The sequence below is a fragment of the Pseudomonas sp. NY15437 genome, from assembly GCF_048068435.1.
Classification (GTDB): Bacteria; Pseudomonadota; Gammaproteobacteria; order Pseudomonadales; family Pseudomonadaceae; genus Pseudomonas; species Pseudomonas nitroreducens_B.
The window spans coordinates 350,073-362,633 of record NZ_JBLUQC010000003.1 but is presented as its reverse complement, the minus strand read 5'-3'; the positions used below and the strand labels follow the sequence as shown (position 1 = coordinate 362,633).

The window sequence follows — 12,561 nt, the reverse complement described above, 5'->3', positions numbered from 1 at the left end:
CGGCTCACAGATGATCGGCGTCGATCACCGCCTTGACGAAGGCGGCAGGTGCCTCCTGGGGCAGGTTGTGGCCAATGCCACCGGTGACCAGGCGGTACTCGTACTTGCCGCCGAAACGTTTGGCGTAGGCCTCGGCCGGCGGGTGCGGCGCGCCGTTGGCATCGCCTTCGAGGGTAATGGTCGGCACCTGGATGGTCGGGAAGGCCGCGAGCTTCTTCTCCAGCTCGGCATAGCGCGGCTCGCCGTCCGCCAGGTTCAGGCGCCAGCGGTAGTTGTGGATGGCGATCGGCCCCTGGTCGGGGTTGTCCAGCGCCTGGGCGCTGCGCTCGAAGGTAGCGTCGTCGAACTGCCATTTCGGCGATGCCAGTTGCCAGATGAGCTTGGCGAACGCGTGGCGATACTGGTCGTAGCCGGCCTTGCCGCGTTCGGTGGCGAAGTAGAACTGATACCACCACTGCAGCTCGGCGGCCGGTGGCAGCGGCGCCTTGCCCGCCTCCTGGCTGCCAATCAGGTAGCCGCTGACGGACACCAGCGCCTTCACCCGCTCGGGCCAGAGCGCCGCGACGATGTCCGCCGAGCGTGCGCCCCAGTCGTAGCCGGCGAGTACCGCGCGCTTGATCTTCAACGCATCCATGAAGTCGATGACGTCCACCGCCAGTGCGGCGGGCTCACCGTTGCGCCGGGTGGACGCGGAGAGGAAACGCGTTTCGCCATACCCACGGGCGTAGGGAATCAGCACGTGGTAGCCCTTGGCGGCCAACTGCGGCGCCACCTCGGCGTAGCTGTGGATGTCGTACGGCCAGCCGTGCAGCAGGATCACTACCGGGCCATCGGCCGGGCCGGCTTCGGCGTAGGCGACGTTGAGCAGGCCGGCATCGACGTGCTTGAGCGCGCCGAAGACCGGGTCGGTGGCCGCTTGCGCCACGGCGCCACAGGTGAATGGCGCGAGGGCGATGGCCAGCGCCGAGGCGCCGAGTTGCGGGGACTTGAACAGGTTCATCACAGGTCTCCATGGCAGACGCGCGGCCTGCCCGGTGGTTGCCGGCAAGCGGCGGAATCTAGTGGTTGTTCAGGCTCGATCGCTGTGGGCGGAATGCCTTGCGCAGTTCCTCGCTGAACAGCTGCGGCTGTTCCCAGGCGGCGAAGTGGCCGCCCTTGTCCACCGCGTGGAAGTAATCCAGCGAGGGATAGGCGCGCTGCGCCCAGCTTTTCGGCGCCCGGTAGATCTCGCCGGGGAAGACGGTGATGGCCACCGGCACTTTGATCTGCGCGGTCTTCTGCGCGGCGGCGCTGAAATTGTTGCTGTTGTTTTCCCAGTAGAAGCGCGAGGAGGACGCGCCGGTATTGGTCAGCCAGTAGAGCGAGATGTCGTCGAGCATCTCGTCGCGGCTCAGCACGCGCTCGGGCTCGCCGCCGCTGTCGGTCCAGGCGGCGAACTTCTCGTACATCCAGGCGGCCATGCCGGCGGGTGAATCGGCCAGTGAATAGCCGATGGTCTGCGGGCGGGTCACCATCATCGCGCCGTAGGCGGCGTTGCGGACGAAGAAGGTGCTCAGTGCGTCGAAGGCGCGGCGCTCGTCGGCGCCCAGCCCGGCAGGCGCCGGAGCACCACTGTTGATCGGCCCGACCAGCTCCGGCGGCACCGTCGCCGGCATGTTCAGGTGGATGCCGAGCAACCCGGGCGGCGCCAGGCGGCCGAGGGCATCGGAGATCACCGAGCCATGGTCGCCGCCCTGGGATACGTAGTGGCTGTAGCCCAGGCGCTTCATCAGTACATCCCAGGCGCGGGCCACCCGGTCCGGGCCCCAGCCGGTAGTGGTGGGCTTGCCGGAGAACCCGTGGCCGGGAATCGCCGGGATCACCACGTCGAAGGCGTCTTCGGCACGGCCGCCATAGGCGACCGGGTCGGTCAGCGGGCCGATGGTCTTGAGGAACTCCAGCGGCGAGCCTGGCCACCCATGGGTGAGGATCAGCGGCATGGCGTGCGGCTCTTTCGAGCGTACGTGGATGAACTGGATGTCCACGCCGTCAATGCGAGTGATGAACTGCGGCAGCGCATTGAGCCTGGCTTCTGCACGGCGCCAGTCGTAGTCCTTGCCCCAGTAGCCCACCAGCGCGCGGACCTTCTCCAGCTGGATGCCCTGCGAGGCGTCGTTGACCGTCTCGCGGTCCGGCCAGCGTGTGGCGGCGATGCGCCGACGCAGGTCGTCCAGCTGCTCCTGCGGCACCTGGATACGGAACGGCCGCACGCTGTCATCGGCGTTGGCTGTGCTGCTGGCACTCGCGGCGAACGCCTGTTGCAGCAGGTGATGCTGGCCGTCGCCGAGCAGGAACAGCCCCACGGCGGAGGCCATGAGCGTACGGCTGAAACGACGACGGAGGTGGGGCGATGATGAGGCGGCTGGCATGGTCGATTCTCCCTGGTTCACTGGCCGACGGATCGGCGACTTGCAGCGATCTCAACAAAGCCGGCGGGGCGCTGCGATTGCACCATGGTGTCGGTCGATACCTTGGTATCGGAGCTCGCGCGACCGCGTGCGGTGCCGCAGCCGACACCTAGGTATCATTGGCAACCCCGCCGCCTGGGCGCATGCTCGCCCCACGGCTAGCGCCGGGAGAGGACCGGTATGCACAACGAAGTCGTCGACAAGCTGCCCGACATGGCCTGGACCGCCCACGCCGACGGCCGCCTGGAGAGCGTCAACCAAGCCTGGCGCCGCTATGCCGGCCGGGACCTGGATAACGATGGCGACTACATCTGGCAGGCGCTGGTGCACCCTGCGGACCTGCCCGCGGTGCAGCAGGGCTGGAGTGCCATCCGCCAGTCCGGCACGCCCCACGACCTGCAGGCACGCCTGCGCCGGCACGACGGGGTGTACCGACGCTTCCTGCTGCGCGCCCGCGCACTCACCGACGACGGTGGCGCCCTGGTTGGCTGGTGCGGCCAGAACATCGATATCGACGACCTGCCAACCGCCGCGCCGGCTGCCATCACCCAGGAAATCATCGACAGCATTCCCGGCCTGATCTCGCTGATGACGCCCGACGGCGAGCTGGAATGCGTCAATCGCCACAACAGCGATTACCTCGGCGCCAGCCTCGAGCAGCTGCGCGGCTGGACCGGCTCCAGCACGCTCCACCCCGACGACCTGCCCCAGGCGCTGAAGGCGTGGCAGCACGCCGTCGCCAGCGGCGAGCCGTACAACGTCCAGCACCGGGTGCGCGGCGCGGACGGCATCTACCGCTGGTTCCATGTACGCGCCCTGCCCCACCGCGACGCCGCAGGACGCATCCAGCGCTGGTTCGTGCTCAAGGTGGACATCGACGAACAGAAGCGTGACCAGGCGCTGATCGCCCAGGCACGGGAGTCGCTGGCCCGCGCACTGGACGAGGTCCGGGCGTCCGAAGACCGCCTGCGCACGCTGATCGACGCCGTGCCGGGCTTCGTCTGGCGCACCGCCCCGGATGGCAGCGTGGAATTCCTGAACCAGCGCTGGTTCGACTACACCGGCATGAGCGCGCAAAGCGCTGCCGGCGTCGGCTGGATGAGCGCCCTGCACCCCGAGGACGCGCCGGCACTGGGTGCCTACTGGCAGGGCCTGCTGGACGCCGGTAGCGCCGGCGAGTTCGAGGCCCGCCTGCGGCGCTTCGACGGCAGCTACCGCTGGTTCCTGATCCGCGCGGTGCCGCAGCTCGACGCGGCCGGGCGCGTGCTGAAATGGTACGGCGGCAACACCGATATCCATGAGCGCAAGCGCGCCGAACTGCTGCTGGCCGGCGAGAAGCGCCTGCTCGGGCTGATGGCCGGCGGCTGTGCGCTGCCCCAGGTGCTCGATGCCCTGTGCGACCTGGTGCAGAGCAACCTGGAAGATTGCCGCTGCGCCATCACCCTCGTCGCTCCGCGCCAGGGGCACGTGGCGGAAGCTGCCACGCGCCTGCAGCCTGGTGCCGCGCCGCATCTGCCGGCCGCCTTCTACGGCGGCGCCAACGGCCTCCCGGTGGATGCCCACAGCAGTCCCCAGGCTCAGGCGGCCGTGGAAAACGCCAGCGTGCTGATTGCCAACCTGAACGCGGAAACCCGCTGGCCCGCCTGGCGCCAGCAGGTGCGCGGCGGCGATGTCCATGCGCTGGCGGCGACACCGGTGGTGTCCACCACCGGCGAGGTCAGCGGCATCCTCTCGGTCTACTTCGCCCGGCCGGAGCTGCCGGATGAAAGCCAGCGCGCGCTGATCGCGCAATTCACCCATCTCGCCAGCATCGCCATCGACCGCGCCCGCAGCGAGGCCGCCCTGCGCCAGAGCGAGGCGTTCCTGGCCAAGGCCCAGCGCATCAGCCTCACCGGCACCTTCTCCTGGCGCGTGGACAACGACGAGATCGCCTGGTCGGAGGAGATCTACCGGCTGCTCGACCTGCAGCCGGGGCTGACGCCAAGCTTCGAGCTGATCTTCTCGCGTGTCCACCCGGACGACCGCGCCACGGTGCGAGCGCTGCTCAAGCGCCAGCGCCGCGACGGCTGCGACTTCGCCCACGAGCATCGGCTGTTGCTTCCCGGCGGCGCCATACGCCATGTGCACCTGGTAGCCCAGGCCACCCGCGACACCGACGGTGCGCTGCTGTACATCGCCACCGCGCAGGACGTGACCCAGCGCCGCCTCGCCGAGGAGACCCTGCACCGCACCCGCGCCGAGCTCGCCCATGTCGCCCGCGTCGCCAGTCTCGGCGCGCTGACCGCATCCATCGCCCACGAGGTCAATCAGCCGCTGGCCGGTATCATCACCAACGCCAGCACCTGCCTGCGGATGCTCGGTGCGCCCACGCCCAACCTGGAAGGCGCGCGGGAAACCGCCCGGCGCACCATCCGCGACGGCAACCGCGCGGCGGACGTGATCAAGCGCCTGCGTGCCCTGTTCGCCCGCCACGAGGCGGTCAGCGAACCGCTCGACCTCAACGAAGCGGCGCGGGAAGTGATCGCCATGCTGCACAACGAACTGCAGCGCCACGGCGTGACCGTGCTGCCGACGCTGCAGACAGACCTGCCCGCCGTGAGCGGTGACCGCGTGCAACTGCAGCAGGTGATCCTCAACCTCATCCTCAACGCCATCGATGCGCTGGGTGACGTGCATGACCGCCCCCGGCAGTTGCGCATCAGCAGCGGCCTCGATCCCGACGCGAGCATCTTCCTCGCCGTGCGCGACAACGGCGCGGGCTTCGCGCCAACGGACGCCGGCCGCCTGTTCGACGCCTTCTTCAGCACCAAGCAGTCGGGCATGGGCATCGGTCTGTGGGTCAGCCGCTCCATCGTCGAGCACCACGCCGGCCGCATCTGGGCCACCACCCACGACGGACCGGGCGCCACCTTCATCTTCGCGCTCCCCCATGCGCAGCCCACCCCCGACCAACCGACGGAGATCCGCTGATGGCCACGCCCCTGCTCGTGTCGGTGGTCGATGACGACGAATCGGTGCGCGAATCCCTGCCGGACCTGCTGCGCGAGTTCGGCTTCCAGGTCTGCGCGTTTTCCAGCGCCGAAGACTTCCTCGCGTCGGACGCGCTGCCGCGCACCCGCTGCCTGATCCTCGACGTGTCGATGCCGGGCATGAGCGGTCCGCAGTTGCAAAAGGAACTGACACGGCGCGCGATGGCCGTGCCGATCATCTTCATCACCGCCCACAGCGACGCGGGCACCCGCCCGCGGCTGATCGCCCAGGGGGCGGTGGACTGCCTGCTCAAACCGTTCAGCGAAGCGGAACTGCTCAAGGCACTCAGCGCCGCCCTGCCGGTCAGCTGACAGCCCGGTCGACGCCACTCGGAGGACATGGCATGTTGCATCACTCTCCCGCCAATCCCGGCGCAGCCCAGCGAACGGAACGCCTGCCGATGCAAGAGCCGACGCCCATCGTCTACGTTGTCGACGACGACATCTCGGTGCGTGAATCACTGGAACTGCTGATCCGCTCGGCCGGCTGGCGGCCGGTGCTGTTCGACGCTGCCAGAGCCTTCCTCGACGAGCCGGCCAGCGCCGCGCCCAGCTGCCTGGTGCTGGACGTCAACCTGCCGGACCTCAACGGCCTCGACCTGCAACGCAGCGTCGCCGGCGCGCGCCCGGCGATGCCGATCATCTTCATCACCGGCTATGGCGACGTGCCATTGACCGTGCGCGCAATGAAGGCCGGCGCGGTGGAATTCCTCACCAAGCCGTTCGACAGCGACACCCTGTTGCACGCCATCGCCGACGCGCTGCAGCAAAGCCGCGCCGCGCTCGGCCAGCAAAGCCGGCTCGAGGCCCTGCGCCAGGCCTATGCGCTGCTCACCAGCCGCGAGCGGGAAGTACTGGAAATGGTGGTGGCCGGGCGCCTGAACAAGCAGGTCGCGGCCGACCTGGGCATCAGCGAGATTACCGTGAAGGCGCACCGCGGCCGGGTCATGCGCAAGATGCAGGCGCGCACCCTGCCGGACCTGGTGAACATGGCGGCCCTGCTGGCGATCACGCCCGCCGAGAGCCGCTGAGCGCGACTCAGGTGGCGCCCAGGGCGCGCCGCCGTTCCTCCAGCAAACGCACGTCCAGCGTGTCGAAGCCTTCCTCGAGCCGGCAGGCGTCCAGCAATGCCAGCGCCGCGACGTCCTCGCCCTGTCTCGTGCGCAGCCGCGCCAGGTCCAGGCTCGAACGCAGCATCCAGGCCCTGGCGCCCTGTTCGCGCGCCATCGCCAGCGAAGCCTGCAGCAGCTCCTCTACCGCCTGATCGCCCTCCTCGCCCAAGGCGCCGATGATCTGCGCCTCGATGCGCATCAGCTCCGGCAACGCATAGGCATCGCCACTGCCACGGCAATGGGCAATGCAGCGCCGTGCAACGCCCAGCGCGCGGCGGTGTTCGCCAGCGAGGATGAGGCCCTCGGCGAGGGCAATCTCGAAGGACGTGGTCAGCAACTCGTAGCGCATGCCGTGCAGGCGCGTGAGGCTCTCCTCCAACTGGCGCACCGCATCGCCAGGCTGCTCACGGCGAATGGCGATGGCCGCCTGGAACCCCGGGGTGGCAGCCTGATACGGCGCAAAGGCATTGGCCTCGGCAATGCGGCTGAAGGTCGCCAGGCTGCGTTCGGCCTTGTCCAGCTCGCCGGTCCAGATGTGGATGCACAGCGTCCACACCAGGGCGATGCAATGGGTCGCGGGATGGTTGAGTTCCGCCGCCTCGGCCTCCACCTGGTCCGCCCAGCGCCGCGACTGGTCCGCGCAGCCCAGCAGCCAGAGCGTGCGGGCCAGGGCCAGGCCAGTGCGGTTGTGGTGGTCGAAACCATAGTGCAATGTGCGGCTGCGCTCCGAGGGCAAGCTGTTGCGCAGGGACTTTTCCAGCTCCTCGCGCGCCCGCTGCTGATCGCCCAGCAGGTGATGGGAGATGCCTGCCAGCGAGGCGGCCACCGCCACCGCTTCCGGTTCGCCCAGGGTGTCGCCGACCACCACCGCGCGCTCCGCCCAGGCCAGCGACGAGGCGAAGTCGCCGATGCGTTCGTAGAAGATCTGCAGGCGCCCCAGCACGCGCAATTCGGCCCAGTGGTCCGCGAGCGCCACGGCAATTTCCAGGGCGCGCAGCAGTGCCTTGCCGGCCGCCTCGCTGTTGCCGCGGGTGAACATCAGCACCAGCCCAAGCGCCGATTGCAGCTCCATTTCGGTGGGGGTGCCGAAATAGCCCAGTTCCAGCAACTGCGTGGCCCGCGCGCACCAGGTGCGGCATTCCACCTGCAGCGAATAATGCAGGAACAACGGCGCACTGGCAGCCGCCAGCGGCAGCGCCAAACCGGGGTCGCCCTGGGGGCCGAAGCTCCACTCCAGCGCGCTGCGCACGTTGCCCAGCTGGTTGGCCAGCCGTGCGCAGCCCTCGTAGATCACCTCCGGCACGCTGCCCAGTTGCTCCAGCAACCACAGGTAATAGGCGGCGTGACGGAAGGCCAGGGCGTGCGCCTCATCAAAGCCATGGCAAGCAGCCTTTTCACGGGCGAAGGCGCGGGTCATCTCCAGCAGGCGATACGCCGTCGCGGCCTCGCTGCGGTCTACGGCCACCAACCCCTTGGACGTCAGTTCATCGAGGATGGCGGCAGCCTCCAACCCATCGATACGCCCGTCCGCGACGACCTGCGCGGCCGCCTCCTGAGAGAACGGCCCGACAAAGACCGACAGACGATCGAACACCAGGCGCTCGTTCTCGGCGAGCAGCCCGTAACTCCAGTCCAGCATGGCGCGCAGCGTCTGGTGGCGCGGCTGCGCCGTGCGCCGGCCGGACCAGCCGAGGGAAAAACGCTCACCCAGCAGTGCATGGGTGGCCTTCACGCCGTGGAGCGCCACCCGCACCGCCGCCAGCTCGATGGGCAAGGCCATGCCACCCAGGCGCCGGCACATGTCGGCGATCAGGACGGGGTCGCCGTCCTGCCATTGCAGCGCCGCGTTGGCAGCCTCGGCGCGCTCGACGAACAGCCGCACGGCAGGGTACGCCAGCACTGTCTCGACGGGCAGGCCGTGCGGCTGCTCGGGAAACTCCAGCGGGCCGAGCCAGTGTGCCTCTTCGTCCCGCGCTCGCAGCGGTTCGCGGCTGGTGGCGAGCAGGCCGACGCCGGGAGCGACGTCGCGGATGCGCTCGGCCAGGGCGGACACCACGTCGACCACATGTTCGCAGTTGTCGACGAGCAGCAGCAGATCCTGGCCCTTGAGGTACGCCAGCAGCACCGCCAGCGGGTCTTCGGCCTGCACGGGCACCCCCAGCGCGGCGGCCAGCGCCGAGGCGACCAGATGCTCGTCCTCCACCTGGGCCAGGTCGATGAAGCGCACGGTATGCCGGCGCTCGGCAAGCAGACGATGACCGACTTCGACGACCAGGCTGGTCTTGCCCACCCCGCCGGTGCCGACGATGGTGAGCAGGCGCGGCTCGCGCAGGCGCTGCAGGATCAGCTGCACGTCGGCCTCACGGCCGATCAGCTTCACTCGCGGCGGCAGGCTGCCGACGCCCTCGGCCACGGGCAACCCCGGCAACACCGCCGGCGCCGCATCGTCCGCGCGGCTTACCGGCGCGACGAAGGCATAACCGACACCGACCTGGGTGGCGATGTAGCGCGCGCCATCCTCGCCATCGCCCAGGGCGCGGCGCAGGCCGTTCATGTGAAAGCGCAGGCTGCCCTCTTCCACCACCATGTCGGGCCACACCCGTTTGAGCAGTTCGCGCTTGGAGAGCACCCGGCCGGGCTTTTCCAGCAGGGCCAGGAGCAGGTCGAAGGCGCGTCCGCCGATGTCCATCGGCTGCGCATCACGGGTGAGCAGGCGCTTGCCGGGTATGACCCGGAACGGGCCGAATTCGATCGACGCTATCGCCGAGGGGGACAGATCGTCCGCTGCAGACTCCACGGGGCGTTTCTTCCGGAAGTGGGAGTGGGCGCGAGGCTGGCCCGCAAGTCCTAGCAGGATAGGAGTTTCGAGCGCGCGATCAAGCGTTGCGCGCGGCCTTTTATGCGCGCTGTCACGCTAAATCGGCAGCGACCGGGCTCAACGCAGGCTCAAGGTAACGGCAATGTTGCCGCGCAGCGCTTTCGAATAGGGACAGCTGTGCCGCGCCGCGTCCACCAGGCACTGCGCCAGTTCCGCTTCCAGCCCAGGCAGTTCGATGGCCAGATGCGCGCGCAGGAAGAAGCCGTGCTCGCCATGCATCAGGTCCACCTCGGCGTCCACCGCTGCATCCGCAGGGAACTCCAGCTTGCGCGCATGGGCCGCGTGGCGCAGCGCGCCGATGAAACAGGCGGACCACCCCGCGGCGAACAACTGCTCGGGGTTACTGCCCTCCCCTGGCGCCCCTGGCGGCGTCAGGCGAAGCTGCAAGCGACCGTCGTCACTGCGTGCTTCGCCATCGCGGCCACCTCGGGTGCGCACGCGGGCAGTGTAGAGAACCTTCTCGATCGACTGCATCGGTACTACATCCTGACAGCGTGAAATCAGTGCGCGGCGGCAGTGCGCCTGCGTCGCGCGGGCGTATTCGCCGGACTCGCAGGCGGAGCCTCGGCGTGCAGCGCACTGCGGTAGGCGCCCAGTTCCTGGCGGGCCAGCTCCAGCAGCCAGGCACGGAAGGGAACAGCCGGGTCGAAGGCTGCGCGCTGCCGCTCAACCTGGCGCAAGGTGGCGCGAACCAGGTCGCCCATGGCCGGTTGGCCGATGCGTCCGGCCTGCACCTGGCCCTCGAAGAAGGCGACGAGCAGCGGCAGCACCGCCATATACAGCTGTCGCGAGGCGATGCCCGCCGGCTCGCTGGTGCCAAGGAGCAACGCACCGAACTCCGCATTGCTGCGCCGCCCCGCCAGATTCATGCAGCCGTCATGCTGGGTCATGGAGGCCTCCCTGGTTAGCCAATGACTCCCGGCTGCCAGCGTGGCAAGGAGCGTGCAATCGGGCCAGTTATCTGCTGTTAGCTCTTGTTAGCTGGCCCCCAGGGGCTACCGGCAGCGCACAAAAAACCCGAGCGAGGCTCGGGTTTCGTGAAGAGCAACGCTGCGGCGCAAGCGCTCAGAACGGCGACAGTTCACCGCTGAAGGCCTCGACCGCCTGCACCAGTCCCTGGGCGGCCAGCATCACCAGTTCGCGCCCCTTTTCCGGTGTGGCGAGGCCGGGATCGGAGCCCATGCGGCCGTCCGGATGGCGCGCGCGGAAATCCGCCGCCTCGCGAATCGGCCCCCAGTTGGCGATCGCCGGCGAGTATTCGGCCGACTTGATGTGCTGCGGGTAGGCCCACTGGGTAACGGCGATCTCCGACGGCGTGGCATGAATACCGTGGCCCTTGGGGAACTGCCGATTGGCCAGCTCGCCGACTCCTTCCAGGTCCCACCAGTTGCACAGCTTCAGGGCGAACCCCGCCGGGCGCCGCGCGAAGCTGGCCTGGGCATAGAGCTCGGAGAACGCCGCCTCGATGGACGCCACGTTGCCGCCATGGCCATTGAGGAACAGGATCTTTTCGAAACCATGGGCGGCCAGGGAGCTCACCCAGTCGCAGATAGCGGCGATGAAGGTCGAGGGGCGCAGCGTAATGGTGCCGGGGAAGCCCAGGTGGTGCTGCGCCATGCCGATATTGAACGTCGGCGCGATGAGGATATCAGCCGATTTCTGCGCCTCGTGGGCGATGATTTCAGGGCACATCCAGTCCGTACCCAACAGGCCGATGGGACCGTGCTGCTCGTTGGAGCCGATGGGTATGACGATGGTCCGGCTGCGACCAAGAAACTGCTCGATTTCGGACCAGGTGCACAGGGGAAGGAGCATGGGAGACCTCGCGATTCGACGGGTTCGCCTTGGGGGATGAGCGTGCGGCGCGCGCTCGGGCTGCGGGGCTCTCGGAGCGGTGGCCGGGTTGCCCGTGGCGGGAATGACAGCACGGCCTGCGCGCTGAGGGACATTGCACCATGGTGTCTATCGGCACTGCGGCGCCCTTGGTCAACGGCGGACCGTGTGCGCCGTTCGCGGGCATGGCCCGCTCCTACAGGCGCACCGTGCTCCATGGCCATGCCTGCGCGCGCCCGAGCACTGTCGCCGTTCACGAGCTCGCTCCTACGCTGCCCGGCGGGCGTAGGAGCGGACCCGTCCGCGATAGCTCCGTCCCCCCGCATGACGTACAGGCATCCGCGCTTACAGCGTCTTCGGCCTGATCGAATACAACCCCGCCAGCAGGATCAGCAACGCGCCGGTGAGGCTCCAGAGACCTGGCGCCTCGCCGAAGACGACGACGCCGATCACCGTGGCGAAGGCCAGCAGCGAGTAGTTGAACGGCTGCAGCGTGGAGGCCTGGGCGTAGTTCAGCGCCTGGATGAGCAGCAGTTGGGCGATCACCCCGGAGACTGCGACGATGCACATCAGCACGGCCTCGCGGGGCGTGGGCATCACCCACGCGGGTAGCCCGGCGCCGGTGGCTGCGACGGCGCCGACCACGGCCATGTACAGCGTGGTAGTGGCGAAGGAATCGGTCTGGCCGATGCGCCGAGAGAGGATGTTGAAGAAGGCGAAGGTCAGCGCCGCCGCCAGCGGGATCAGCGCCGCGGGCTGGAACACGCCCAGGCCGGGGCGCAGGATGAGCAACGTGCCCGCGAATCCCACTGCGGCCGCCAGCCACTGTCGCCCGGCCATTCGCTCGCCGAGGAACGCACGCGCCAGGCCCAGCGTCATCAACGGGAAGACGGCGTAGAGCGCGTGGGTTTCGGCCAGCCCGAGGTAGCGTAGAGCCAGGCCGAAGAGTGCGATCTCGCCCACCCCCAGCACGGCGCGGACCACCTGTTGCCACGGGCTGGCGCTGCGGCTGGCCGCCCGCAGGCCGCCGCGGGAGCGGCAGACGATGAGCGCGAAGAGCACGAATACCCAGTAGCGCACCATCACCAGCTCGGCTACCGGCAGGTGGCGGACCAGCACCTTGGTGATGCCGTCCTGGCAGGCGAAGATGAGCATCGACAGCAGGCACAGGGCGATGCCCAGCCGTGGGTGTTGGGCAGCGGCCAGCGGGGCGGCCGTGGACTTGCGGGTCATGGAGGAAGGCTCTTGGCGGTGGCGGCCCC

At 68.8% G+C, this 12,561-nt stretch carries 10 protein-coding genes; 3 read left to right on the top strand and 7 right to left on the bottom strand.

The window, feature by feature from the left end; genetic code table 11:
* Nucleotides 1-4: 4 nt before the first annotated feature.
* Together ACNFIA_RS09140 and ACNFIA_RS09135 are read right to left on the bottom strand one after the other, a co-directional pair.
* The gene (locus ACNFIA_RS09140; RefSeq protein WP_416784234.1) at nucleotides 5-1,000 is read right to left on the bottom strand and encodes an alpha/beta fold hydrolase; all 996 of its coding nucleotides are present in this window, start codon (nucleotides 998-1,000) and stop codon (nucleotides 5-7) included.
* A gap of 58 nt (nucleotides 1,001-1,058) precedes the next feature.
* Nucleotides 1,059-2,354 carry an epoxide hydrolase family protein gene (locus tag ACNFIA_RS09135; RefSeq protein ID WP_416784619.1) on the bottom strand — a complete coding sequence of 432 codons (1,296 nt, stop codon included), beginning with the start codon at nucleotides 2,352-2,354 and terminating at the stop codon, nucleotides 1,059-1,061.
* A 273-nt stretch (nucleotides 2,355-2,627) separates the two neighbouring features.
* Between ACNFIA_RS09135 and ACNFIA_RS09130 the strand changes: the two genes are divergently transcribed.
* The 3 genes from ACNFIA_RS09130 to ACNFIA_RS09120 all read left to right on the top strand — a co-directional run bounded on the left by ACNFIA_RS09130 (nucleotide 2,628) and on the right by ACNFIA_RS09120 (nucleotide 6,507).
* The gene (locus tag ACNFIA_RS09130) at nucleotides 2,628-5,417 is read left to right on the top strand and encodes a PAS domain-containing protein (protein ID WP_416784232.1); all 2,790 of its coding nucleotides are present in this window, start codon (nucleotides 2,628-2,630) and stop codon (nucleotides 5,415-5,417) included.
* The gene (locus tag ACNFIA_RS09125; RefSeq protein ID WP_413347752.1) at nucleotides 5,417-5,788 is read left to right on the top strand and encodes a response regulator transcription factor; all 372 of its coding nucleotides are present in this window, start codon (nucleotides 5,417-5,419) and stop codon (nucleotides 5,786-5,788) included. The genes ACNFIA_RS09130 and ACNFIA_RS09125 overlap by 1 nt, the downstream gene beginning before the upstream one ends.
* A gap of 89 nt (nucleotides 5,789-5,877) precedes the next feature.
* Entirely contained in the window at nucleotides 5,878-6,507 is a 630-nt protein-coding gene (locus ACNFIA_RS09120; protein WP_416784230.1) for a response regulator transcription factor, read from the top strand.
* Between the two features lie 7 nt (nucleotides 6,508-6,514).
* Here ACNFIA_RS09120 and ACNFIA_RS09115 read toward each other — a convergent pair whose 3' ends face one another.
* The 5 genes from ACNFIA_RS09115 to ACNFIA_RS09095 form a co-directional block, all read right to left on the bottom strand.
* Nucleotides 6,515-9,385, bottom strand: coding sequence for an ATP-binding protein (locus ACNFIA_RS09115; RefSeq protein WP_416784228.1), 2,871 nt, complete (start codon nucleotides 9,383-9,385; stop codon nucleotides 6,515-6,517).
* A 138-nt stretch (nucleotides 9,386-9,523) separates the two neighbouring features.
* Nucleotides 9,524-9,940, bottom strand: coding sequence for an organic hydroperoxide resistance protein (locus ACNFIA_RS09110; RefSeq protein WP_413347749.1), 417 nt, complete (start codon nucleotides 9,938-9,940; stop codon nucleotides 9,524-9,526).
* A gap of 26 nt (nucleotides 9,941-9,966) precedes the next feature.
* Nucleotides 9,967-10,356, bottom strand: a complete 390-nt coding sequence (locus ACNFIA_RS09105; RefSeq protein WP_416784226.1) for a hypothetical protein — start codon at nucleotides 10,354-10,356, stop codon at nucleotides 9,967-9,969.
* Between the two features lie 175 nt (nucleotides 10,357-10,531).
* Nucleotides 10,532-11,281 (bottom strand): creatininase family protein, encoded by a 750-nt coding sequence (locus ACNFIA_RS09100; RefSeq protein ID WP_416784224.1) that lies wholly within the window; start codon nucleotides 11,279-11,281, stop codon nucleotides 10,532-10,534.
* Nucleotides 11,282-11,644: 363 nt separating this feature from the next.
* Nucleotides 11,645-12,532: a DMT family transporter gene (locus ACNFIA_RS09095; RefSeq protein ID WP_416784222.1), complete on the bottom strand. Its 888-nt coding sequence runs from the start codon at nucleotides 12,530-12,532 to the stop codon at nucleotides 11,645-11,647.
* Nucleotides 12,533-12,561 lie beyond the last annotated feature (29 nt).

What these genes read in the sequence shown, in the direction of transcription:
- ACNFIA_RS09140 (WP_416784234.1), bottom strand. Translation starts at nt 1,000, where the DNA reads ATGAACCTGTTCAAGTCCCCGCAACTCGGCGCCTCGGCGCTGGCCATC.
- ACNFIA_RS09135 (WP_416784619.1), bottom strand. Translation starts at nt 2,354, where the DNA reads ATGGCCTCCGCCGTGGGGCTGTTCCTGCTCGGCGACGGCCAGCATCAC.
- ACNFIA_RS09130 (WP_416784232.1), top strand. Translation starts at nt 2,628, where the DNA reads ATGCACAACGAAGTCGTCGACAAGCTGCCCGACATGGCCTGGACCGCC.
- ACNFIA_RS09125 (WP_413347752.1), top strand. Translation starts at nt 5,417, where the DNA reads ATGGCCACGCCCCTGCTCGTGTCGGTGGTCGATGACGACGAATCGGTG.
- ACNFIA_RS09120 (WP_416784230.1), top strand. Translation starts at nt 5,878, where the DNA reads ATGCAAGAGCCGACGCCCATCGTCTACGTTGTCGACGACGACATCTCG.
- ACNFIA_RS09110 (WP_413347749.1), bottom strand. Translation starts at nt 9,940, where the DNA reads ATGCAGTCGATCGAGAAGGTTCTCTACACTGCCCGCGTGCGCACCCGA.
- ACNFIA_RS09105 (WP_416784226.1), bottom strand. Translation starts at nt 10,356, where the DNA reads ATGACCCAGCATGACGGCTGCATGAATCTGGCGGGGCGGCGCAGCAAT.
- ACNFIA_RS09100 (WP_416784224.1), bottom strand. Translation starts at nt 11,281, where the DNA reads ATGCTCCTTCCCCTGTGCACCTGGTCCGAAATCGAGCAGTTTCTTGGT.
- ACNFIA_RS09095 (WP_416784222.1), bottom strand. Translation starts at nt 12,532, where the DNA reads ATGACCCGCAAGTCCACGGCCGCCCCGCTGGCCGCTGCCCAACACCCA.